The organism is Streptomyces sp. G-G2, assembly GCF_030063135.1.
GTDB lineage: Bacteria > Actinomycetota > Actinomycetes > Streptomycetales > Streptomycetaceae > Streptomyces.
In genome coordinates this window covers 79,170-101,532 of sequence record NZ_JASISO010000023.1, presented here as the reverse complement: position 1 = coordinate 101,532, position 22,363 = coordinate 79,170, and the positions used below count along the sequence as shown (strand labels likewise).

The 22,363-nt window shown below is 73.4% G+C and carries 21 protein-coding genes, 1 other RNA gene and 1 pseudogene; 13 read left to right on the top strand and 10 right to left on the bottom strand.

From position 1 onward, the window contains the following. Positions 1 to 21 precede the first annotated feature (21 nt). Entirely contained in the window at positions 22 to 963 is a 942-nt protein-coding gene (locus tag QMF80_RS19730) for a 3-oxoacyl-ACP reductase (RefSeq protein ID WP_283455107.1), read from the top strand. A gap of 96 nt (positions 964 to 1,059) precedes the next feature. On the opposite strand, the gene QMF80_RS19725 is transcribed toward QMF80_RS19730, so the two are convergent. Together QMF80_RS19725 and QMF80_RS19720 are read right to left on the bottom strand one after the other, a co-directional pair. Then, positions 1,060 to 1,893 carry a chitosanase gene (locus QMF80_RS19725; RefSeq protein WP_502962885.1) on the bottom strand — a complete coding sequence of 278 codons (834 nt, stop codon included), beginning with the start codon at positions 1,891 to 1,893 and terminating at the stop codon, positions 1,060 to 1,062. Between the two features lie 155 nt (positions 1,894 to 2,048). Next, positions 2,049 to 3,236 carry a hypothetical protein gene (locus QMF80_RS19720; protein ID WP_283455103.1) on the bottom strand — a complete coding sequence of 396 codons (1,188 nt, stop codon included), beginning with the start codon at positions 3,234 to 3,236 and terminating at the stop codon, positions 2,049 to 2,051. A 290-nt stretch (positions 3,237 to 3,526) separates the two neighbouring features. On the opposite strand from QMF80_RS19720, the pseudogene QMF80_RS19715 reads away from it, so the two are divergent. The 4 genes and pseudogenes from QMF80_RS19715 to QMF80_RS19700 all read left to right on the top strand — a co-directional run. Continuing rightward, a pseudogene (locus tag QMF80_RS19715) lies at positions 3,527 to 3,713 on the top strand (ABC transporter substrate-binding protein); the annotation flags it as partial. A 99-nt stretch (positions 3,714 to 3,812) separates the two neighbouring features. After that, positions 3,813 to 4,670, top strand: coding sequence for a Nif3-like dinuclear metal center hexameric protein (locus tag QMF80_RS19710; RefSeq protein WP_283455102.1), 858 nt, complete (start codon positions 3,813 to 3,815; stop codon positions 4,668 to 4,670). Next, on the top strand, positions 4,667 to 5,410 hold the full coding sequence (locus QMF80_RS19705) for a zinc ribbon domain-containing protein (RefSeq protein ID WP_283455160.1): 744 nt from the start codon (positions 4,667 to 4,669) through the stop codon (positions 5,408 to 5,410). The genes QMF80_RS19710 and QMF80_RS19705 overlap by 4 nt, the downstream gene beginning before the upstream one ends. Further along, entirely contained in the window at positions 5,410 to 6,786 is a 1,377-nt protein-coding gene (locus QMF80_RS19700; protein WP_283455101.1) for a bifunctional RNase H/acid phosphatase, read from the top strand. Before QMF80_RS19705 ends, QMF80_RS19700 begins: the two co-directional genes overlap by 1 nt. Positions 6,787 to 6,903: 117 nt before the next feature. Here QMF80_RS19700 and rnpB read toward each other — a convergent pair. Beyond that, positions 6,904 to 7,305: RNase P RNA component class A (gene rnpB, locus QMF80_RS19695), an RNA gene on the bottom strand. Positions 7,306 to 7,383: 78 nt separating this feature from the next. On the opposite strand from rnpB, the gene QMF80_RS19690 reads away from it, so the two are divergent. Then, on the top strand, positions 7,384 to 7,839 hold the full coding sequence (locus QMF80_RS19690) for a MerR family transcriptional regulator (protein WP_283455100.1): 456 nt from the start codon (positions 7,384 to 7,386) through the stop codon (positions 7,837 to 7,839). Then, the gene (locus QMF80_RS19685) at positions 7,836 to 8,498 is read left to right on the top strand and encodes a hypothetical protein (protein WP_283455098.1); all 663 of its coding nucleotides are present in this window, start codon (positions 7,836 to 7,838) and stop codon (positions 8,496 to 8,498) included. Before QMF80_RS19690 ends, QMF80_RS19685 begins: the two co-directional genes overlap by 4 nt. On the opposite strand, the gene QMF80_RS19680 is transcribed toward QMF80_RS19685, so the two are convergent. Next, a complete protein-coding gene (locus tag QMF80_RS19680) occupies positions 8,485 to 9,933 on the bottom strand; it encodes an RNB domain-containing ribonuclease (RefSeq protein ID WP_283455096.1) in 1,449 nt (482 codons plus the stop codon). The genes QMF80_RS19685 and QMF80_RS19680 overlap by 14 nt on opposite strands. A gap of 103 nt (positions 9,934 to 10,036) precedes the next feature. On the opposite strand from QMF80_RS19680, the gene yaaA reads away from it, so the two are divergent. After that, positions 10,037 to 10,837: a peroxide stress protein YaaA gene (yaaA, locus tag QMF80_RS19675; RefSeq protein WP_283455094.1), complete on the top strand. Its 801-nt coding sequence runs from the start codon at positions 10,037 to 10,039 to the stop codon at positions 10,835 to 10,837. Between the two features lie 327 nt (positions 10,838 to 11,164). Here the strand turns inward: yaaA and QMF80_RS19670 are convergent, their stop codons facing one another. Beyond that, positions 11,165 to 11,914, bottom strand: a complete 750-nt coding sequence (locus QMF80_RS19670) for a bifunctional DNA primase/polymerase (protein WP_283455092.1) — start codon at positions 11,912 to 11,914, stop codon at positions 11,165 to 11,167. Between the two features lie 351 nt (positions 11,915 to 12,265). Here QMF80_RS19670 and ddaH point away from each other — a divergent pair, with 351 nt between their 5' ends. Beyond that, positions 12,266 to 13,153, top strand: coding sequence for a dimethylargininase (ddaH, locus tag QMF80_RS19665; protein ID WP_349372222.1), 888 nt, complete (start codon positions 12,266 to 12,268; stop codon positions 13,151 to 13,153). Here ddaH and QMF80_RS19660 read toward each other — a convergent pair. Together QMF80_RS19660 and QMF80_RS19655 are read right to left on the bottom strand one after the other, a co-directional pair. Continuing rightward, positions 13,150 to 14,172, bottom strand: coding sequence for a small ribosomal subunit Rsm22 family protein (locus tag QMF80_RS19660; RefSeq protein WP_283455088.1), 1,023 nt, complete (start codon positions 14,170 to 14,172; stop codon positions 13,150 to 13,152). The two genes, ddaH and QMF80_RS19660, sit on opposite strands and share 4 nt — an antisense overlap. 9 nt (positions 14,173 to 14,181) lie before the next feature. Continuing rightward, a complete protein-coding gene (locus tag QMF80_RS19655; protein ID WP_283455086.1) occupies positions 14,182 to 15,480 on the bottom strand; it encodes a multidrug effflux MFS transporter in 1,299 nt (432 codons plus the stop codon). A 108-nt stretch (positions 15,481 to 15,588) separates the two neighbouring features. Here QMF80_RS19655 and QMF80_RS19650 point away from each other — a divergent pair, with 108 nt between their 5' ends. The 3 genes from QMF80_RS19650 to QMF80_RS19640 all read left to right on the top strand — a co-directional run bounded on the left by QMF80_RS19650 (position 15,589) and on the right by QMF80_RS19640 (position 17,985). Beyond that, on the top strand, positions 15,589 to 16,350 hold the full coding sequence (locus QMF80_RS19650) for an SDR family oxidoreductase (RefSeq protein ID WP_283455084.1): 762 nt from the start codon (positions 15,589 to 15,591) through the stop codon (positions 16,348 to 16,350). Positions 16,351 to 16,462: 112 nt separating this feature from the next. Further along, complete coding sequence (locus QMF80_RS19645; protein WP_283455082.1) at positions 16,463 to 17,326, top strand: PhzF family phenazine biosynthesis protein; 864 nt, start codon at positions 16,463 to 16,465, stop codon at positions 17,324 to 17,326. A 26-nt stretch (positions 17,327 to 17,352) separates the two neighbouring features. Further along, positions 17,353 to 17,985 carry a GNAT family N-acetyltransferase gene (locus QMF80_RS19640; protein ID WP_283455080.1) on the top strand — a complete coding sequence of 211 codons (633 nt, stop codon included), beginning with the start codon at positions 17,353 to 17,355 and terminating at the stop codon, positions 17,983 to 17,985. Positions 17,986 to 18,004: 19 nt separating this feature from the next. Here QMF80_RS19640 and efeU read toward each other — a convergent pair whose 3' ends face one another. Genes efeU through efeO form a run of 3 tightly spaced genes read right to left on the bottom strand, consistent with a single transcriptional unit; the run spans position 18,005 to position 21,322 of the window. Then, positions 18,005 to 18,841, bottom strand: coding sequence for an iron uptake transporter permease EfeU (gene efeU, locus QMF80_RS19635; protein ID WP_283455078.1), 837 nt, complete (start codon positions 18,839 to 18,841; stop codon positions 18,005 to 18,007). An 18-nt stretch (positions 18,842 to 18,859) separates the two neighbouring features. Further along, positions 18,860 to 20,143 carry an iron uptake transporter deferrochelatase/peroxidase subunit gene (efeB, locus tag QMF80_RS19630; RefSeq protein WP_502962884.1) on the bottom strand — a complete coding sequence of 428 codons (1,284 nt, stop codon included), beginning with the start codon at positions 20,141 to 20,143 and terminating at the stop codon, positions 18,860 to 18,862. A gap of 39 nt (positions 20,144 to 20,182) precedes the next feature. After that, entirely contained in the window at positions 20,183 to 21,322 is a 1,140-nt protein-coding gene (gene efeO, locus QMF80_RS19625) for an iron uptake system protein EfeO (protein WP_283455074.1), read from the bottom strand. 271 nt (positions 21,323 to 21,593) lie between these two features. Here efeO and QMF80_RS19620 point away from each other — a divergent pair, with 271 nt between their 5' ends. Then, positions 21,594 to 22,262 (top strand): PhzF family phenazine biosynthesis protein, encoded by a 669-nt coding sequence (locus tag QMF80_RS19620; protein WP_283455071.1) that lies wholly within the window; start codon positions 21,594 to 21,596, stop codon positions 22,260 to 22,262. Positions 22,263 to 22,363 lie beyond the last annotated feature (101 nt).

The window sequence follows — 22,363 nt, the reverse complement described above, 5'->3', positions numbered from 1 at the left end:
TTTCCGAGAGGAACGGGCACCATGTCGCTCCCCCTAGAGGGACTTTCCGCGATCGTCACCGGAGCCGGACGGGGGCTCGGGCGCGCCGAAGCACTCGAACTCGCCCGGCTCGGCGCGAGCGTGGTCGTCAACGACTTCGGCCAGCCGGGCCGGGACGGTACGGGCGAGGCCTCCGCCGCTCCGGCGGAGGAGGTCGCGGCCGAGATCCGCGCGGCCGGCGGCCAGGCGGTGGCGCACCTCGGTGACGTGGCCGACTTCGAGCAGGCCCGCGAGCTGGTCGAGCTCGCCGTGAGCGGCTTCGGCAAGCTCGACATCCTGGTCAACAACGCGGGCATCCTGCGCGACCGGATGGTCTTCTCGATGTCGGAGGCCGAGTGGGACTCGGTGATCCGGGTCCACCTCAAGGGCCACTTCAACACCACCCACTTCGCCTCCGTGCACTGGCGGGAGCGGTCCAAGGCGGCGGGCGGCCCCGTGTACGGCCGGATCGTCAACACCTCCTCGGAGGCCTTCCTGGGCGGTTCGGCGGGTCAGCCGAACTACGCGGCGGCCAAGGGCGGCATCGTGGGCCTCACCACCTCCACCGCGCTGGCGCTGGGCAAGTACGGGGTCACCGCCAACGCGATCTGCCCGCGCGCCCGGACCCGGATGACGCAGGACGTGTTCGCGGGCTTCCAGGTCCCGGAGGAGGGCAAGCTCGACGCGCTGGCCCCGGAGCACGTGTCCCCGCTGGTGGGGTACCTGGCCTCGCCCGCCTCGGCGAAGGCCAACGGGCAGCTGTTCGTCGTGCACGGCGGGATCGTGGTGGTGATGGAACGCCCCAGGGTGGCGGCCAAGTTCGACACCACGAAGGAGGCCTTCTCCTACGAGGAGCTGGACGAGGTCCTGACCCCGCACTACGACTCCCGCCCGGCGAACGAGACCTTCGCGGCCTCGGAGGTGCTGGGACTCAAGCACGGCTAGGCCATCTCTCTCAGATCTTGTCGGAACCGCGACGCGCGGGTGCCGGGGGCGCACATCCGCCCCCGGCACCCGTGTTTCACGTCCTGCCCGGCCGGATCAGCCGATGTGGAACGGGTCCCCGTAGACCTTCCAGTCCAGCGGGGTGTTCAGGTTGAGGTTGCCCTTCTTCAGCCAGACCCGCTGCGCCGTGTCGACGCGGCTGGTGTCGCTGTGCGCCTCCTCCTGCTTCATCGCCCAGACGCGGGCGTCGAGGAAGGCGTTGAGCCAGGTGGTCTCGTTGCCGCCCTGGGCCGGGGGCTTGGCCTTGGTCAGGGCGCGCTTGCGGATGTTGCGGAAGCTGGTGGAGTCGGTGCCGTCGCCGTGCATGACGATGGCGTCGTAGTAGGTGAACTGACCGAGCGTGCCGACGCCGTCGGCCTTGCCCTGGCTGACGGCCGGGTTGAAGTACACCCGGTCCCGCTCGTGGTCCTGGGCCTGCTTGAAGGTGTTGTCGGAGGCCGCCTTGGCCCAGTCCTTGGTGAAGTTCGGGTCGAGGCCCTTGTGCGAGGGGGTGCCGTCGACCTTGCGCAGGGCGGGCAGGTACTTGGCGAGGATGTTGTCCGGCTTGACGCTCGTGTAGTACTCGATGAGGTCGAGCATGTCACCGGTGCCGGAACAGAAGCCGATGATCCCGGCCGTGTAGCCGCGGTCGTCGTCTATGTCCTCGATGTACTTGTACTGCGACTTCCAGTCCAGCGAGGAGTTCTCCGCGCTGGAGACGATCTGCATCGCGATGTCCTTCTTCGCGGGATCGTCCAGTCCGGTCGCCGCGGCGCTGCTGAACGCGGCCGCCGAGTGGGGAGCGACGGCTGCCGGGGCGGCGGCGGGCGTGGCGTGGGCCGCGACCGGTACGGCGAGGACCGCCGAACCGAGCAGGGCTCCGATAGCCAGCCTCGTACGACGCGATCCGATGATGCGGGTGGGGGTCAACACAACGCCTCCAGGGGTGAGTTGATGCGCTCCGCTAATGTTAGGAAACTTACCTATCATATAAATGGGCGCGCAGAACAGACCTGTGACGCGGTACGACGATCGATCGGCCCGGCTTACCGCAGCGGCGCCTGCTGGAGCGGTACGGGCCGCAGCGCGGCCGCGGCCACCGGTCCGGGGTCCGCGGGCGGCGCCGGAGGGGGGCTCTGCGGGAGCCCCAGGCTCACCACACCGCACGTGACCTGCGGGGTCGCGTACGGCAGCCGCAGGCGCCCCTCACGCGACCACAGCCCCGTCCCCAGCCACCCCATGGGCGCCCCGAGCCGGAAGACGTGCCGGTCGGCCGGACGCCACAGCGCGATCCCGGCCGCGCCCGCCGCGGCCCCCGGACCCGCCTCGCCGATCCGCAGCGCCACCGCGCAGCTCTCCGGCATCAGCATCTGCCCCGGCTGCACCGCGAACGGCACCGCCGAAGCGCCCGCGGTCCGCAGGCACTCCGGGAAGCGCACCGGACGCGCGCTCCCCAGCACCCCCCAGCCCAGCCGCGCCCCCTCGCCCGGCGACGGCGCGTCCGAGCGGATCAGCAGCAGCCCGCTGTCCGGGTCGGCCAGCAGCAGCCGGTCGTCGCTGACCTCGGTGATCTGCAGCAGCGGCGAGACCTCCCCGCCCCGGCCCAGGTCCACCACGACGGCCTTGGTGCGCCCCTCCCGCTCCCGGTCCAGGGCCAGCAGCCGCCCCTCCCGGTCCAGCCAGACGCCGCCCGAGCAGCGCCCGGGCACCTCGGCCACCCGCTCGGGCCCGAAGGCGCACCCGGCCACCTGCCACACCGTGGTGGCGGTGTCGCCGACGGCCAGGGCGTACGCGCTCCGCCCGTCCGGCGCCGGCGGCAGCAGGGTCAGCCGCTCGCACTCGACGGCGCCCAGCGGGAGCTGCCCGGTCCGGGGGCCGGTGGGGTAGAGCAGCGAGAAGCCGTGGTGCCCGGCCACCCGGCGGTGGATCAGGACCCGCCCGTCGGCCAGCGGGAGCACCTCGGAGTCGGCCTCCTCGGGCTGCTCCAGGGGGAGCGGGACGGCGTACGGCTCGGGCCCGTCCAGGGTCCAGCGCTCGGGGTAGCGGGCGTCGCCCACCCCGGCCAGGCGGGCCGCGTACGAACCGTCCGCGGCGATCGTGAGCGCGGCGGAGTCCACCGGGTACGGCGAGGTCGCCGCCCCCGTCGCCCCGTCCGCGGCGCGATCCGGGACCGGCTCCGCGGCGGGCTCCGTGGCCGGTTCCGTCACCGGGTCCTCAACAGCACAGGCAGTCATCTGTGCGTCACCTCCGGTGAGGAAGTTAGTTATCGCACGTCCAGCCGAACGGCACGACCACTCCCGCTTCACACGTACGGGTGGCCGCCCGGCGGTTCTCCCGTGCACAGGGAGGCGGTTGTGCTGTGCGATACCGGGGCGTTTGGGCTGAGGCGAACGCGGCCGCGCTGGACAAGAGGCCGAGGCCAGGGCCAAACTCGACGCGTACCGGGCGAAGTTCGGCGGCGACCTCGGCGACCTCGGCGAGCACGGGCCGACCGTCACTAGGCCGGGGTCTACGGCGCGAAGCCGGGGTCTACGGCGCGAAGAACGAGACCAAGCGGGGCTCCGCCGAGGGCAACCCGCTCTGGTAAGAACCTGGACGCCGTCAAGAAGGGCCAGGTCAAGGGTGTACCGGACGAGACCTGGTACCTCGGTCTCGGGGTGATCGCCGCCGACAAGGTCCTCGACGACCTGCGCGGCTTCCTGGTCAAGTAACGCCGTACGGGGCGGTGCGAGCCGTGCGGCCGCCCGCGGCCGGTCCCCGCACCCCCCGCTGGTCGGCGGGGGGTGCGCCACGGACGGTAGCCTGGGCCCGTGCCCCGTCTCTCTGAAGTCATCGCCGCGCTGGACGCTCTCTGGCCCCCCTCGCGGGCCGAGCAGTGGGACGCCGTCGGCACCGTCTGCGGCGACCCCGACGCCGAGGTCTCCCGGGTGCTGTTCGCGGTGGACCCCGTGCAGGAGATCGCCGACGAGGCGATCGCGCTGGGCGCCGACCTGCTGATCACCCACCACCCCCTCTACCTGCGCGGCACCACCACCGTCGAGGCGGGCACCTTCAAGGGCCGCGTCGTGCACATGCTGATCAAGAACGACATCGCGCTGCACGTCGCCCACACCAACGCCGACAGCGCCGACCCCGGGGTCTCCGACGCCCTCGCGGGCGCCCTGGACCTGCGCGTCACCGGGCCGCTCGTGCCCGACGCCACCGACCCCGACGGCCGTCGCGGCCTCGGCCGGATCTGCGAGCTGGACCACCCCGAGACCCTGCGCGAGTTCGCCGCCCGCGCCGCCGCCCGGCTGCCGCACACCGCGCAGGGCATCCGCGCCGCCGGGGACCCCGACGCCCTGATCCGGACCGTCGCCGTCAGCGGCGGCTCCGGCGACAGCCTCTTCGACCAGGTGCGGGCGGCCGGTGTGGACGCCTTCCTCACCGCCGACCTGCGCCACCACCCGGCGTCCGAGGCCCGCGAGCGCTCCCCGCTCGCCCTCGTCGACGCCGCTCACTGGGCCACCGAGTGGCCATGGTGCGAGCAGGCCGCAGCGCAGCTCGACGCGATCTCCGAACGACGGGGCTGGGGTCTGCGTACCCATGTCTCGCGCACGGTCACCGACCCCTGGACGGCGCACGCGCCGTCCGTTTCCGCCCCTTCTCTCCCTGGAGCCCCCAACTGAACGCCGAGCCCGCCGACCAGATCCGACTTCTCGACGTCCAGGCCCTGGACGTGCGGCTGTCCCAGCTCGACCACAAGCGCAACTCGCTGCCCGAGCACCTTGAGCTGGAGTCCCTGACCAGCGACCTGACCCAGCAGCGCGACCTCCTGGTCGCCGCTCAGACCCAGGAGAGCGACGCCGCTCGCGAGCAGGTCAAGGCCGAGCAGGACGTCGACCAGGTCCGCACCCGCACGACCCGCGACCAGGCCCGCCTCGACTCCGGCGTGGGCGTCTCCGCCCGCGACCTGGCGAACCTCCAGAGCGAGCTGGTCTCGCTGGCCAAGCGCCAGGCCAACCTGGAGGACGTCGTCCTGGAGGTCATGGAGCGCCGCGAGTCCGCGCAGGGCCGGGTCGCCGAGCTGGGCGCCCGCGTCACCGCGCTCCAGGGCCAGGCCGACGACGCCACCGTGCGCCGTGACGCCGCCCTCGCCGCCTTCGAGGTGGACGCCGCGAAGGTCGCCAAGGACCGCGAGCTGATCGTCGCCTCCATCCCGGCCGACCTGATGGCGCTGTACGAGAAGATCCGCGCCAAGCAGAACGGCGTCGGCGCGGCCAAGCTCTACCAGCGCCGCTGCGAGGGCTGCCGCCTGGAGCTGGACATGGCCGAGGTCAACGAGATCAGGACCGCGGCCCGCAACCAGGTCGTCCGGCACGAGAACTGCGGCCGCATCCTGGTCCGTACGGCGGACTCGGGCATCTGATGCCGCGTGTGGTCGTCGAGGCGGACGGCGGGTCCCGGGGCAATCCGGGGCCCGCGGGCTACGGCGCGGTGGTCCTCGACCCGGTGACGGGCGAGACCCTGGCCGAGCGCGCCGAGTACATCGGTGTCGCGACCAACAACGTCGCCGAGTACAAGGGCCTGGTCGCGGGCCTGGCGGCGGTCCGTGACCTCTTCCCCGACGCCACGGTGCTGGTCCGGATGGACTCCAAGCTCGTCGTCGAGCAGATGTCCGGCCGCTGGAAGATCAAGCACCCGGACATGAAGCCCCTCGCGGCCGAGGCCGCGCGGATCCTGCCGCGCACGCAGGTGACGTACGAGTGGATCCCGCGCGAGCGCAACAAGCACGCGGACCGGCTCGCGAACGAGGCGATGGACGCGGGCAAGCGGGGCGTGCGGTGGGAGCCCTCCGGCTCCTCGGCGGCCCTGGACCACAGCGCCGCGCGCACCGCCGCCCGCGCGCTGTCCACGCCGCCTCCGTCGGGCCCGCCCGGAGACGCGGCGGCGGGCGCCGCGGCGGCCCGCGCGGCCCTGTCCGCGGCCCGGGCCGAGAGCGCGCCCGCGGAGCCGGACACCCTGTTCCCGGAGCCGGACGCCCTGTTCCCGGCCCCGGCGGCCCCGGTCACGGAAGCGGCCCCGGCGGCCCCGGTCACGGAAGCCGCCCCGGCCCCGGTCACGGAAGCCGCCCCGGCGGCCGCGGCCGACGGGCCCGGGTGGGGGGCGCCTGACCTCGGGACGCCCGCCACCTTCGTCCTGCTGCGGCACGGCGAGACCGCGCTGACCCCGCAGAAGCGTTTCTCCGGCAGCGGCGGCAGCGACCCCGAGCTGTCCCCGGCCGGACGGCGGCAGGCGGAGGCGGTCGCCGCCGCGCTCGCCGCCCGCGGGACCGTGGAGGCCGTCGTCAGCTCCCCGCTGCGCCGCTGCCGCGAGACCGCGCAAGCGGTCGCCGACCGGCTCGGGCTGCCCGTCACCGTCGAAGAGGGCCTGCGCGAGACCGACTTCGGTGCCTGGGAGGGCCTGACCTTCGCCGAGGTCCGCGACCGCCACCCGGCCGACCTCGACGCCTGGCTGAACTCCGCGGAGGCCGCCCCCACGGGCGGCGGCGAGAGCTTCGCCACCGTCACCCAGCGGGTCGCGGCCGCCCGTGACCGGCTCCTGACCGCACATGCGGGCCGCACCGCCCTGCTGGTCACGCACGTGACCCCGGTCAAGACCCTGGTCCGGCTCGCCCTCGGCGCCCCGCCGGAATCCCTGTTCCGGATGGAGCTGGCCGCGGCCTCCCTCTCGGCGGTGGCCTACTACGCCGACGGCAACGCCTCGGTGCGGCTGCTCAACGACACCTCGCACCTGCGCCCGTAGGCACGGGACGCGGGACCCGCGAAACGCCTCCGGCCCGCACCGAAGTGCGGGCCGGAGGCGTTTCTGCGGGTCGTACGTGTCCCGCGCGTTCCGCAGGTCCTGCTCAAGTAGGCGCGCAGACCGACGCGAGCTGTACGCCGGGTTCTGTCGCCCGGTGATCTCGCGATCGCCGGGGAGACGGCCATCCATCTAGGACCGGTGTTGCCACCGGCCTCGTGCGGTCTACCCGCGGACTCGGGCGGGCAGCCCTCGAACGTCCGCGCAGAGCCGTCCGGAGACGACTCCTCTTGACCTTGCTCCGGGTGGGGTTTACCTAGCCGCCTGAGTCACCTCAGGCGCTGGTGGTCTCTTACACCACCGTTTCACCCTTACCGGGGGCCGGAGCCCCTGGCGGTCTGTTTTCTGTGGCACTGTCCCGCGGGTCACCCCGGGTGGCCGTTAGCCACCACCCTGCCCTGTGGAGCCCGGACGTTCCTCGGCGGGATCCGGGGATCCCGACGCGGCCGCCCGCTCGTGTCGATCTGCGCTGCGACCATGCTACCCGCCCCCTCCGGGGGTCCTTGACCTTGACGCAGCGGCAGGGTTTCTACTGGAGCCATGCGGATCGGAGAGATCGCCGCACTCGTCGGGGTCACCACCCGGGCGATCCGGCACTACCACCATGTCGGGCTGCCCCCGGAACCGGAGCGGCGCCCCAACGGATACCGCGCGTACAGCGTGCGCGACGCCGTGCTGCTGGCGCGCGTACGCCGCCTCACCGAGCTGGGCCTGAGCCTGGACGAGGTGCGCGACGTCCTCGCCCTGTACGAGCGCCTCGACGCGCTCGCCGGGGCGCCCGCCGACGACCCGCGCATCCCGGACCTGGCCGCCGAACTGGTCGCCGCCGTCCCCGCCGAGGTGTTCGCCGCCATGCCCGCCGCCTCGGAGGGCCCGTCGGCGCAGGGCCTCAAGGAGGCCCTGCTGGCGGACTATCCGCCCGCGCAGGCCGAAGTGGTCCGCCGGCTCATGGCGGCCTTCACCGACCGGCCGTGCGGGGAAGGGAACCGGCCGTGAGCGGCGGGACAGGGGCGGTACGCGCCGCCCGGATCGCGGCGGCCGCGGTCGTACCGCTGCCGGTGCGCCGCCTGTTCCTGCACGAACTGCGCGGCGCGGCCTCCCTGGGCCGGTGGGCGGCCCGGCGTACGCACGGGGTGGGGGAGGGGGACCTGACCGCCGCCTACACCGGCCCGCAGACGGCCATGATGTACGGCCTGCTCTTCGTCTCCGTCATCGAGACGGTCGGCCTGGCCGTCCTGATCCCCTGGCCCGCCGTGCACCGGATCGTGCTGGTCCTCGACCTGTACGGGATCGTGGTCGTCCTGGCCCTGCACGCGGCCTGTGTCACCCGCCCGCACGTGGTGGGCGCCGACGGCTCCCTGCGGATCCGCTACGGCGCCCTCTTCGACCTGCGTCTCCCGGCGGACCGGATCGCATCGGTGCGGGTGGACCGGCGCTACCCGGAGGGCCGCCTGGTCACCCTCGCCGATGACGGCACCCTCGACCTGATCGTGGGCGGCCAGACCTCGGTGACGGTCGAACTGACCGCCCCGGTCGGCTTCCTGCGCCCGCTCGGCGCCTCGGGCCGGGCCCGGACCGTACGCTTCCACGCCGACGATCCGCGTGCGCTGGTCACGGCCCTGCGGGAGCGGACCGCCCCCGCTACGCCACCGTGAAGACCACGCCCGCCGTGCCCGGGTCCGCCGTGACCAGCCGGACCCGCAGCCGGGAACCCAGGGGGAGCGGCGCCGCGGGGGACTCGATCCGGCCGACCACCGCCGGGTCGGCCAGGTGGACCGTACCGACCGTCGGCTCCCGGTCCTTGACGTCGATCACGGTGCCCTCGAAGGTCTCGCCCACCCGGTCCTTGAGCAGTGCCGCCTCCACCAGATCCACCGAGCCCCGCTCCACCGCGTTGGCCAGCCGGGTGCCGTCCGCCATCTCCTCGGGCAGGGTCGCCAGCGCGGCCACCGCCCACTCCGGCGGGTCCTCGCCCGCCACCGCGGCCACGCACAGCTCGCCCGTGTACCGGTCGACGAGGCGCCGCAGCGGGGCCGTGCAGTGCGCGTACGGCGCCGCGACCGCCGCGTGCAGCGCGGGGGACGGGACCTCACCACCGGTGAAGGCCGTGTACCCGGCGCCGCGCAGCAGGGCCGTGCACTCCTGGAGGAACGCGGCGTGCGCGGGGCGGCGCGGGTCCAGGGAGCGGACCAGCTGCGCGTACGGGACGTGGTGCGGCCAGTCGATGTGCAGCGCCTGCGCGGTCCGCCGCAGCCGCCCGACCGCGCCGTCGGGGGCCGTGGGCAGGGTCCGCAGGATGCCGGTGCCGGACGCGAGCATCAGATCGGCCGCGGCCATGCCCGTCATCAGGGAGATCTGCGCGTTCCAGCCGTCGGCCGGGAGCGGGGCCCGGTAGGCCAGCGTGTACGAGCCGTCCCGCTCGACGATCTCCTGCTCGGGGACGTTCAGCGAGATCCCGCCGCGCTCGGTCTCCAGGTCCTCGCGCAGGGTCCCGACGTCCTTCAGCAGGGCCAGGGACTCCTCGGCGGTCCCGTCGTCGATGGCCTGCTGGACGCCCTCGTAGTGCAGCTTCGCCCGGCTCCGTACGAGCGCCCGCCGGACGTCCGTGGACACGACCCGCCCCGCCGCGTCGAGGTCGAGCCGCCACAGCAGCGCCGGGCGGTCCTGGTCCGGCAGCAGACTGGCCGCGCCCTCCGAGAGGACCCGCGGGTGCAGCGGGACCTTCCCGTCGGGGAAGTACAGGGTCGTCACCCGGCGGTGCGCCTCGGCGTCCAGGGCGCCGCCCGGGGTGACGAAGGCGGCCACGTCCGCGATCGCGTAGTGCACCCGGAAGCCGCCGCCGGGCCGCCGGGCCAGGTGCATGGCCTGGTCGAGGTCGACCGAGGCGGGCGGGTCGATGGTGAACAGCGGGATGTCGGTGGCGTCCAGGGCGGGCCCGGGCGGCCTGGGCGCCTTCGCGGCCCGCTCGGCCTCCGCGAGTACCTCCGGGGGGAAGTCGCCGGGTACGTCCAGCTTCGTCCGCAGGTCGCGCAGCGCGGCCGTCAGCGCGGCCCCGTCCGCTCCGGTCATGTGCATGTGACGGCGTGGCATGGACCGAGCCTATGGCGGGTGCGGCGGGGTGGCGCGGCGAGCCGTCTACCCTGGCCGGGGGGCCGCACCCCCCGCGCTGTGCCGTGACCGAAGGAGAACCACCGTGCTCGTGCTGCTGCCGCCGTCCGAAGGAAAGGCCGCGGGCGGCTCCGGCGGACCGCTCGATGCCGAGGGGCTGTCCCTGCCGGGACTGGCCGCGGCCCGGGCGGCGGTACTGGAGGAACTGGTCGACCTGTGCGTCGGCGACGAGGACAAGGCGCGGGAGGTCCTGGGCTTGAGCGAGGGGCTGCGCGGCGAGGTCGCCAAGAACGCGGGCCTGCGGTCCGCTGCCGCGCGCCCGGCGGGGGAGATCTACACCGGGGTGCTCTACGACGCCCTCGGGCTGGCGGACCTGACCCCGGCGGCGCGGGCGCTGGCGGACCGTTCGCTGCTGGCGTTCTCGGGGCTGTGGGGCGCCGTGCGGATGACGGACCGGATCCCCTCCTACCGCTGCTCGATGGGCGTGAAGCTGCCGGGGCTCGGGGGGCTGGGCGCGTACTGGCGGGGCCCGATGGCGGAGGTCATGCCGGAGGCGGCGGGGACGGGGCTGGTCCTGGACCTGCGGTCGGCGGCGTACGGGGCCGCGTGGAAGCCGAAGGGGGAGGTGGCGGGGCGGACGGCGACCGTGCGGGTGCTGCACGCGCAGGTGGTGGACGGGGTGGAGAAGCGGTCGGTGGTGAGCCACTTCAACAAGGCGACCAAGGGCCGGCTGGTCCGTGACCTGCTCCTGACCGGGGCCATCCCCGCCGATCCCGCGGAACTGGTCACGGCCCTGCGGGACCTGGGCTACGCGGTCGAGGCGGAACGCCCCGCGAAGCCGGCCAAGGCGTGGCCCCTGGACGTCATCGTCACCCACATCCACTGACCTCGCGCACCGGGCAGGGGCGCGTGAGGCCCCGCCGGGGGTGCTCCTGTGGGCTGTGCCCGGCAAATCCCAGCCTGCCCGGCGTTTGAGGGCCCGCCGGAGGCGTGGAGGAGCCGGTTCGGCTGCTGGTGCCTCCGGCGGCGCCTCAATCGCCGGCGGGGCTGGATATGGCTCGGGCCGTCGGAAGGCGCCGGGGCTGGATTTGGCTCGGGCCGTCCGTCGCCGCCGGGGCTGGATACGGCTCGGGCTGTCCGTCGGCGGCGGCGGGGCTGGGCCGGGAAGGTCGGGCCGCCGGTGGGTGAGGCGTGGCCCGGGGTGGGGGAGCGGCTAGCGGCCCAGGGGCCAGGCCACCGCCTGGGGGGCCTGGTCGGCGGTCCCCGCGTACTGCGCGCACGCGTCCGTCAGGGTCTCCAGCAACGTGAGGGGATCGGGGAGCGGATGCTCCATGCCCCGCAGCCAGCTGACCGCCAGGTCACCCGGCAGGGCGGCCGGCGGCACCAGCACGTAGCTGCCCCGGCAGTGCCACCGCAGCCCAGGATGCTCGTCCATCGTCTCGGGATGGCAGTCCAGCTCGCACGGCCACCACTCGTCCTCGTCCTCCGGCGTCCCCCGCGTCGCGGTGAAGAACAGCATCCGGGCCTGGTCGCCCGTCCCCCCGGACTCGGCGACCGGCCCGACGTCGATCCCGGCGGCCAGCAGCCGCGCCAACGCGCTGTGCCCGGCTTCCAGCGGGACGTCCAGGACGTCGTGGACCATGCCGGTCGCGGTGATGAAGTTGGCCTCGGGCTGGTTGCGGGCCCAGCGTTCCACCTGCGCGCGGTCGGTGGTCGACTGCGTCTGCCAGGCGAAGGAGATCGGGTGCCGCGCCGGGGTGGGACAGCCGATGCGGTCGCACGAACATCGGTAACCGGCGGGATGCGCGGCGGGGGAGAGCGGCAGGCCCGCGGCGGCGACGGCCAGGAGCAGCGCTTCACGCTCGCGTCCGGGGTCTTCGGCGGCCGGTTTCGGCCGACGGCGCAGCCATTGGGACATCCTGCTCTGCGGACCGCGCACGACGCGGTCGGACTCAGACCCCATCTATCCCCTCACCTCACCGTTGTCCCGGAAGACCCGACCATGGTCCCACCATCCTGCGCCCCGTCTGACCGCGTTCCGCGACCGGGGGGCTCCGGAGGGGGACTCCCGATCCACCCGGAACCCCTACACAACCACACATTTCAGCCATGCCTTCTCAGCCGTTCGCGCACAGGTACCCACCGATGGCCCCCGGTGACTTTCGACACCCCGCGCATCAGGTGCCCTTCACCGCAACGCGATGCCGCCCAGCACCCGGTCCACGAGCGCGTCCGTGAACGCGTGCGTCAGATGTCTTGCTCATGACGCCATCCCGCACCGGAAACCACCCCATCAGTTCAGTGCGCTGTCCTCGTGGAGGAGAGACGATTCTCTTCACACTCGGCCCCTGTCCGTCGTGAGGAGCTTTCTTTGCGCAGAGACGCCACACCCCGGCGTTACCTGATGTGCCCACCCGCGCACTTCAAGGTCACGTATTCGATCAACCCGTGGATGGATCCCACGAAACCGGTCGACCTGCCCCTCGCACTCGCCCAATGGGAAGACCTGAGGGACCGGTACCGCTCCCTCGGCCACACCGTCGAGACGCTCCGGCCGCAACCCGGCTTGCCCGACATGGTCTTCGCGGCGAATGGCGCCACCGTCATCGACGGCCGCGTCCTCGGTGCCCGCTTCGCCTATCCGGAGCGCGCCGCCGAGGCGCAGGCCCACCTCGACTGGTTCCGCGGGCACGGCTACACGGAGGTGCACGAACCGTCCCACATCAACGAGGGCGAGGGGGACTTCGCGGTCACCCGGTCCTACGTCCTGGCGGGCCGGGGCTTCCGCTCCAGCCCGCTCTCCCACGACGAGGCCCAGGAGTTCTTCGGCCGCCCGGTGATCGGCCTCGACCTGATCGACCCGCGCTACTACCACCTGGACACCGCGCTCTGCGTCCTGGACGGCGACGAGGTCATGTACTACCCGGAGGCCTTCTCGCCCGGCAGCCGGGCGGTCCTGCGCCGCCTCTTCCCGGACGCCCTCCTGGCGTCCGCTCCGGACGCGGCGGCCCTCGGGCTCAACGCCGTCTCCGACGGCAGGCACGTCCTGCTCCCGCAGGCCGCGCAGGGACTGATGGGCCCGCTGCGCGCACGGGGCTTCGAGCCGGTCCCGATGGACCTGACCGAACTCCTCAAGGGCGGCGGCAGCGTGAAGTGCTGCACCCAGGAGCTGCGCCCCGCGAGCGAGGGGGGGACGGCCTAACCCTCGCGGACCGGGGGCGGCGGCCACTCCTGGCCCCAGTCGGCGTCCCGAGCGGCCTTGTACAGGTCGCCGTGGCGTTTGGTCACGGTCGCCCGGGACAGCCCCGGGGCGGCGCCGGCCTCCGGTCCGCACAGCTCCAGCAGGACGAGCCCCTTGCGGATCTGCGGCCTGCGCGTGATCCGTGAGGCGGCGGCCGCCGTCACGGGGACCCGCGTCGCGGCGACGTAACTGAACTTCTCGTCCTCGTACGCCAGGGACCCGCCCTTGACCTTCCGGTGCAGGGAGGAACGGCTGACCCGGGCCGAGAAGTGGCACCAGTCCTCGCCGACCACGACCGGGCAGGTCCCGTCGTGCGGGCAGGGCGCCGCGACCCGCAGCCCCGCCCCGATCAGCAGGTCCCGGGCCCCGCGGATCCGCAGGTAGCCGTCGGGGGTGCCCGGCTCGACGACCACCACGGTCTGCCCGGCCCGGGCCGCCTCCGTGACCACGGCCGCGCGCGCTTCGGGGGTCAGCTCGCCCAGGACGTACGACACCGTCACCAGATCGGCCTCGGGCAGCTCCAGTCCGGCCCCGATCACCGCGCGCCGCCAGTCGGCGCCGCGCAGCACCTCGGAGGACGAGGCCCCCGCCAGTTCACGGCCGAGGGTCAGCGCGGGTTCCGCCCAGTCCAGCACGGTGGTCCGCCGGGGCCCGCCCCAGGTCGCGTCGACCGCCCAGGTGGCGGATCCCGTCCCGCCGCCGACGTCCACGTGCGAGGCGGGCGCCCAGTCCGGGACCGCGGCCGCGAGGGCGTCCAGGGACGCCCGTACCGCCTCGAAGGTCGCGGGCATCCGGTACGCCGCGTACGCCGCGACGTCGGAGCGGTCGCGCAGGATCGGGGTGTCCGTCGGGGTCTGCCCCCGGTAGCTGGCGATCAGCCGCTCGACGGCGGCCGTGGCCTGCTTCGGCGGGAGTCCGTCGAGGAGCCCGCCGAGGGCGGAGCGGAGGGTTTCGGCGGAGGTGGGTACAGAGGGGTTCACCCCGAGAGTTTACGGCGCGGCCGGGGCCGCGGACTCCCGTGCCCGCCAGGGGCGGCACAGCCCCAGGAAGCAGGCCGCCGACAGCAGCGAGCACACCAGCTGGACCACGGCCATCGGCACCGCCGTGTGCTCGCCCGCGATCCCCACGAGCGGCGAGGCGATCGCGCCGACCAGGAACGAGGAGGTGCCCAGCAGGGCGGACGCGGAGCCCGCCGCGTGCGGGGTCCGCATCAGGGCCTGCGCGTTGGTGTTGGGCAGCAGCAGACCCATCGCCGACATCAGCACGAACAGCGCGGCGGCGACCGGGACGAGCCCGGCCTTGCCGAAGACCCCGCTCGACATCGCGAGCAGCGCCACCGAGGCGGCCGTGATGATCGCGAGCCCGACCGCGAGGGCCTTGTCCAGGCTGACCCGGCCCACCAGCAGCTTGCCGTTGATCTGGCCGACGATGATCAGGCCGACGGAGTTGATGCCGAAGAGCAGGCTGAACTCCTGCGCGGAGGCGCCGTAGATCTCCTGGATCACGAAGGGCGAGGCGGAGATGTAGGAGAAGAGGACGGCGAAGGCGAAACCGCCCGCCAGGGTGTAGCCCGCGAAGACCCGGTCGGCGAGCAGCCCGCGCATGGTGTGCAGGGCCGCGCCGACCCCGCCGGTCTGGCGGCGCTCCGGCGGCAGGGTCTCGCCGAGTCCGCGCCAGACCAGGACGGTGAGGAGGGCGCCGACGCCGGTCAGCACGAGGAAGACCCCGCGCCAGTCGGCGAAGCGCAGCACCTGGCCGCCGACGAGGGGGGCGACGATGGGGGCGGCGCCGGAGATGAGCATCAGGGTGGAGAAGAAGCGGGCCATCTCGACCCCGTCGTACAGGTCGCGTACGGCCGCCCGCGCGATCACGATCGCGGCCGCCCCGGCGAGTCCCTGGACCAGCCGGAAGCCGATGAGCAGCTCGACGGTGGGCGCGAAGGCGCAGACGGCGGTGGCCAGGACGTAGACGACCATGCCGGTCAGCAGCGGGGTGCGCCGCCCCCACTTGTCGCTCATCGGCCCGATGACGAGCTGACCGAGGGCCATGCCGATGAGGCAGGCCGTCAGGGTGAGCTGGACGGTGGCGGCCGGGCTGTTCAGGGAGCTGGTCACGGCGGGCAGGGCCGGGAGGTACATGTCCATGGACAGCGGCGGGAGGGCGGTGAGCCCGCCGAGTACGAAGGTGACGAGCAGCCCGGTCCGGCGGGCGGCCGTGACGGTGGCCGGCGCGGATCCCGTGGTGCCGCTGGTGGGGGTGGGGGCCGTCGCGGGACCTCTCTCCGGCATACGAAACTCCAGTCCTTTTATCTTCTCTTCACACCCCTGACCGACCCATGCTCTCAGCTATCGGAACGCCCCGGGACCGGCGCGGACTCTGACGTAGCCTGCGGCCTCATGAACGCAAGCATGAGGAAGACCGCCGTGGTGACCGGCGCGGGATCCGGCATCGGGCGCTCCGTCGCCCTCGCCCTGGCGGGCGCGGGCTGGAACCTGGCCCTGGCGGGCCGCCGCCGCGAAGCCCTGGACGAGACGGCCGCGGCGGCCGGGGAGGGGGCGCAGGTCCTGTGCGTACGGACCGACGTGAGCGATCCGGGGGACGTGGACGCGCTGTACGCGGCCGTGGCCGACCGGTACGGGCGGCTCGACCTGCTCTTCAACAACGCGGGCACCTTCGGGCCGGGCGGGGTCGCGCTGGAGGACATCGGGTACGAGGCGTGGAAGCAGGTCGTCGACGTCAATCTGACCGGGGCGTTCCTGTGCGCGCAGGGGGCCTTCCGGCTGATGAAGGGGCAGGACCCGCAGGGCGGCCGGATCATCAACAACGGCTCCATCTCCGCGCACGTGCCGCGCCCGAACTCGATCGCGTACACCGCGACCAAGCACGCGATGACGGGCCTGACGAAGTCGCTGTCGCTGGACGGGCGGCCGTACCGGATCGCGTGCGGGCAGATCGACATCGGCAACGCGGCGACGGACATGACGGAACGGATGCGGACCGGGATCCCGCAGGCGAACGGGGAGCTGGCGGTGGAGCCGGTGATGGACGCGGGGGACGTGGCCCGGACGGTGCTGCACATGGCGGAGCTGCCGTTGGGGGCGAACGTGCAGTTCGCGACGGTGATGGCGAGTGCGATGCCGTACATCGGGCGCGGCTGACCGCCCCCTCCCGGGGGGTGCCTCAAACGCCGGCGGGGCTGGGGTGCCCGGCGATTGAGGGCGCCGGGCCGCCCTGCGGGAATGGGGGACACCGGTGGGGGGTTGAGGCGGCATGACTACAGAGATCCTCAGCTACACCGCCTTCTCCGCCGATCCCGCCGGCGGCAACCCGGCCGGCGTGGTGCTCGACGCGACTGGGCTCGACGACGCGCGGATGCTGGAGATCGCCGCCGGGCTCGGTTACAGCGAGACCGCGTTCCTGACCGCCCCGCCCGAGGGGCTGGAAGGGGAGCCCGGGCGGGCCTTCACCGTCCGGTACTTCAGCCCCAAGGCCGAGGTGCCGTTCTGCGGGCACGCCACCGTCGCCACCGCCGTGGCCCTCGGCGAGCGGATCGGTCCCGGCGAGCTGGTCTTCGCGACCCCGGCCGGAACCGTGCCCGTCACCGTGACCGCCACCGACGGCGGCGGCCTGCGCGCCGTCCTCACCAGCGTGGAGCCCCGCCTGGAGGAGGTCGCCGACGCCGACCTCGCCGAGGCGCTCGCCGCGCTCGACTGGGCCACCGCCGACCTCGACCCCGCCTTCCCGGCGAAGATCGCCTACGCCGGAGCCCGGCACCTCGTGCTCGGCGCCGCCACCCGTGAGCGCCTCGCGGACCTCGCGTACGACTTCGACCGGCTGGCCGCGCTGATGGTGCGTCTGGACCTGACCACGCTCCAGCTGGTGCACCGGGCCGGGCCCGCCGTCTTCCACGTCCGCGACCCCTTCCCGGTCGGCGGGGTGGTCGAGGACCCGGCCACCGGAGCCGCCGCCGCGGCCTTCGGGGCGTACGCGCGCGAGCTGGGCCTGGTCCCGGCCGACGCCGTGCTGACCCTGAACCAGGGCGAGGACCTCGGCCGCCCCGGCGTGCTCACGGTCGAGCTGCGCGCGGGCGAGCCCCGGGTGCGGGTCGGCGGAGCCGGAGTCCGCATCCCGTGACCCGGCATTCGGTGACCCGGCCTTCGGTGACCCCGCCCGACGACGTGCTCGCGTACGACGAGGCCGCCCTGCCGGAGCACCTGGCCGCGCAGGTAGCCGCCCTGGAGGAGCACGCCTGGCCCGGCTCCAGGCCCGGCCACGACCCCGCCCTGGCGCCCCGCGTGATGCTGCTGCTCGACGGGGAGGGGGCGGTGGCCGCCGCCCTGGCCCTGCTGCACAAGGAGATCCGGCACGCGGGGCGGACGTACCGGGCCGCCGGGCTGAGCGCGGTGGTGACCCGGGAGGACGCGCGCGGGCGCGGCCACGGCGGCAGGCTGGTGGCGGCGGCGCGGGCCGCGCTGGCGGACGTACCGGGTCTGGACCTGGCGCTGTTCAGCTGCGACCGGGACCTCGCGCCGTTCTACGAGGCGGCCGGTTTCCAGCGGCTGCCCGGGGCGGTCCTGGTCGGCGGTACCCCCGAGGAGCCGCTGGCCACGGACGCGCCGGGCTTCGACAAGGTGGTCCTGGCCGCCTTCTTCGGCGACCGGGGAACAGGCCGGGGAACAGGGCCGGGAACCGGCCCGCGGCCAGCCCCGGGAACGCCGCGGGCCGACCCGGCCGCCGCTTTCGCGGGGACCCGGATCGGCCTGTACCCGGGGACGGTCGACCGGCTCTGGTGACCCGGCCCCCGCCCACCCGCTACTTCTCGGCGCTCACCGCGGCCTTGCGGGGGGCCGGGGACTTCGCCGAGAAGAGGAACAGCGCCAGCACCGGCACCAGGTACAGCGCCCACACGGAGAGCTGGAGGACGGTCGGGTCCGGCTGGAAGTTGAACGTCCCCTTCAGCAGGGTCCCGTACCAGCTGTCCGGCGGGATCGTGCCGCTGACGTCGAAGGCCCTGCTGTTCAGGCCGGGCAGGATGTCGGCCTCCTGGAGGTCGTGCACCCCGTACGCGAGCACGCCCGCGGCGACGACCACGAGCATGCCGCCGGTCCAGGTGAAGAACTTCGACAGGTTGATCTTCAGCGCGCCCCGGTAGAACAGCCAGCCCAGCACGATCGAGGTGCCGATGCCGAGGAGCACGCCGATCAGCGGGCCCGCGCCGTCACCGGCCGCGTGCACCGAGCGCCACACGAACAGCGAGGTCTCCAGGCCCTCCCGGCCGACCGCGAGGAACGCGGTCGTCACCAGCGCGCCGGTGCCCATCGCGAGGGCCGCGTCGAGCTTGCCCTGCAGCTCGTTCTTCAGGTTCCGCGCGGTGCGCTTCATCCAGAAGACCATCCACGTCACCAGGCCCACCGAGACGATGGACAGGCTGCCGCCGATGGCCTCCTGGGCCTGGAAGGTCAGCTCCGAGGTGCCGAACTCCAGCCCCGCGCCGAAGGCGAGGGAGAGGGCGGCCGCCAGGCCGACGCCGAGCCACAGCGGCCCCAGCTTGTCCCTGTTGTTCGTCTTCACCAGGTAGGCGATGAGGATGCAGACGACGAGGCTGGCCTCCAGCCCCTCGCGCAGTCCGATCAGGTAATTGCTGAACACGGTCGTTCCTCCCCGTCCCTATGCGAACAGCGTCCGGCCCCACCAGTCGTCCTTGTCGCGGACGCCCGGCGGGACGGCGAAGACGGCCGAACCCACGTGCTGGATGTATTCGTTGAGCGCGTCGTTCTTCGCCAGCCGACGCTGGACCGGGACGAAGCCCTTGCGCACGTCGCGCTGGTAGGCGAGGAAGAACAGGCCCGCGTCGAGGCGGCCGAGTCCGTCCGTGCCGTCGGTGAAGGAGTAGCCGCGGCGCAGGATCGTCGCCCCGTCATTGCTGTCGGGGTGCGCGAGGCGCACGTGCGCCGTCGGCTTCATCGCCTTCAGGAACGGCTCGTCGCGTTCCTTGGACTTGCCGACGGCGGCGCCCTCGCCCTTGTCGCGGCCGAAGACGTCCTCCTGCTCCTGGAGGCCGGTGCGGTCCCAGGTCTCGATGTGCATCCGGATCCGGCGGGCGACCAGGTACGAGCCGCCGGCCATCCAGTCGCTGCCGTCGGAGGCGGCCGCCCACACGAACTTGTCCAGGGCCGCGGTGTCGGTGCCCGAGACGTTGCGGGTGCCGTCCTTGAATCCCATCATGTTGCGCGGGGTCTGCGCGTCCGGGGTGGTCGAGGAGGTCTTGCCGAAGCCCAGCTGGGACCAGCGCACCGCGATCTTCCCGAAGCCGATCCGGGCCAGGTTGCGGATGGCGTGCACGGCGACCTGCGGGTCGTCGGCGCAGGCCTGGACGCACAGGTCGCCGCCGGAGCGGGCCGGGTCCAGGTTGTCGCGGGGGAACAGCTCCAGGTCCACCAGGGAGTCGGGGCGCCTGCCCTCCAGGCCGAAGCGGTCCTTGGCGAACAGGCTGGGGCCGAAACCGATGGTGAGGGTGAGGCGGGACGGCTTGAGGCCGACGGCCTCGCCCGTGTCGTCCGGCGGGGCCTGCGCGAGACCGCCGAAGGCGCCCTCGCCGACGACCTGACCGGCGGTCATCCGCCGGGCCGCCTCGGTCCAGTCCTTGAGGAGCTTGACCAGCTCGGCCCGGTCCTTGGTGGTGACGTCGAACGCGGCGAAGTGCAGCCGGTCCTGGACCGCCGTGGCGATACCGGCCTGGTGCTCGCCGTGGAAGGGCACCGCGGAACCCGACGCGGCCGCCGGGACCGGGTCGGAGCCGCCGCTGAGGGCGGCGACCGTACCGCCCGCCGCGGCGGCGCCGAGCGCGAGCCCGGCCCCGCCCCAGCCCAGCACGGAGCGCCGCGAGGGCGCTCCCGCCGCGGTGTCGTCGCCGGGGGTGCCGGTGCCTTCGTGGGCCGTGGGCGTCGTCATGTCGTCGTCGGACATCGCAGTCTCCCGGATCGCTTCGCGTTACTTCGCGACGGCAGCGGCGAGCTTGGAGAGCGGCTCGGCCAGCGCGTTCACGCCGTCCGAGAGCTCCTTGCGCTCCGGCGCGCCGACCTGGTCGTACGAGGTGAACTCGTAGCCGGTCTTGTCGGCGCGGTACTTGTCCAGCAGCGTGTTCAGCGCGGCGAACTGGGTGTCCAGCCGCGTCACCAGCGCCGGGTCGTTCTTCGTGGCGACCGCCTTCAGCAGCTCGAACGCCTTCTGCGCGCCCTCGACGTTCCCCTTGAAGTCGACGAGGTCGGTGTGGCTGTAGGCCTCTTCCTCGCCCGTGACCTTGCCGGTGGCGACCTCGTCGAGGAGTTCCTTCGCACCGTTCGCCATCGAGGTGGGGGTGATCTCGGCCGTCCCGACGCGCTTCTGCCAGTCGGTGACGTCGGTCATCAGCTGGTCGGCGAGCTTCTTCTCGTCGTCACCGATCTTGTTGTCGGCCCACAGGGACTTCTCCAGGCGGTGCCAGCCGGTCCAGGTCTGTCCGGCCTCCAGGCCGTCCTGGCGGACGTCGGTCTTCGGGTCGATGTCACCGAAGGACTCCGCGACCGGCTCGGTGCGCTCCCAGCCGATGCGGGACGGCGCGTACGCCTTCTTGGCGGCCTCGACGTCGCCCGCCTTGACCGCGTCCACGAAGGCCTGGGTCCTGGGCAGGGTCTCGTCGGCCTGCGCCTGGACGTACTTGCGGTACTCGGCGACGGCCGCGTCCAGCTCGGGGCTGCGCTTCTCGCCGCCCTCGCCGGTGACCTTCAGGGGCTGGCGGATGCCGTCGCCCTTCATGCCGGGCTTGCAGGCGACCTCGTACAAGCCGGGCTTGATCTCGGCGGTGATGCTCGCCTTGGTGCCCGGGCCGATGTTCTCCTTCTCGGTCACGATCCGGCCGTCCGGGAAGTACACGTACAGCTCGGTGACCTTGGAGCCCTTGTTCTCCAGCTCGAACTGGACCTTGCCCGACGGGACCTCCTTCTTGGAGATCTCGCAGGCCGTGTCCGAAGCGGCGACCTTGATCGCCCCGTCGCCGCCCGCGTCGTTCTTCTGGGCGCATCCCGTCACGGCGGTCAGCGCGGCCACGGCGGCGGCCGCGGTGAAGACGGTGAAGCGGGCGGCGGATCGCATGGAAGCTCCTGGCTGGGCGAAGGCTGGTGAGGCGGACCTAACTTAACCGAGGCTTACCTCACCGATGTCCACCCGTCCAGTGATTCAGCTCTCACCTTCCGGCGCCGGACACGGACCCGTCACAGATTCCCCATGGGTTGCCCATGTAAAGGTCAAGTGGAGGTCAAGCGGACGACCGCCTCCGGCGCGGTGATCGCGGCCGGTGCGGGCGCGGTGTTCGTCGCGCGCGGGCGGCGTACGGTCCGCGGCTGACCCGTGCTTGAATGCCCGCGTGAACGATCTCGACGTGCTCAAGGTGTTCTGCGCGGGCGACGGGCGGTACGGCAACCTCCTGGGCGTCGTGCGGGACGGCAGCAGCTGCCCCGATGACGCGTCCCGGCAGGCACTGGCGGCCGAACTCGGCTACAGCGAGACGGTGTTCGTCGACGACCCCGAGCGCGGGGTCGTCGACATCCGCACCCCCGGCACCCGGATGGCCTTCGCGGGGCACCCGCTCGTCGGGGTCGCGTGGCTGCTGGACATCGAGGAACTGCGGCCGCCCGCGGGCGCCGTATGGGCCCGCGACGACGGCGAGTTCACCTGGATCACGGCCCGGGCCGAGTGGGTCGAGGGCAAGCGGACCGAGCAGTACGCGAGCGCGGCCGAGGTCGAGGCGCTGCCCGCGCCGCCGCCCGGCGAGGGCTGGCTGTACGCGTGGGCCTGGGAGGACGAGCGGGCGGGCCGGATCCGGGCCCGCGGCTTCCCGCGCCGTCCGGACGGGGCCGTCGTGGAGGACGAGGCCACGGGCTCGGCGGCGCTGCTGCTGACGGCCCAGCTGAACCGCGCCCTCAACATCATCCAGGGCGCGGGCTCCCAGATCCTCACCGCCCCGGGCCCGGACGGCACGATCGACATCGGCGGCCGCGTCCGCTTCGCCTCGCCCCGCGCGGGCGGCAACTGAGTACATACCCGGGCCGAGTTCGCGGGGCCCGCGCACCACCGTGGGTGTGCTCGGTGTCCTGCTCACCCTCGGCTGGTACGCCGTGCTGGTCTTCGTGGTGC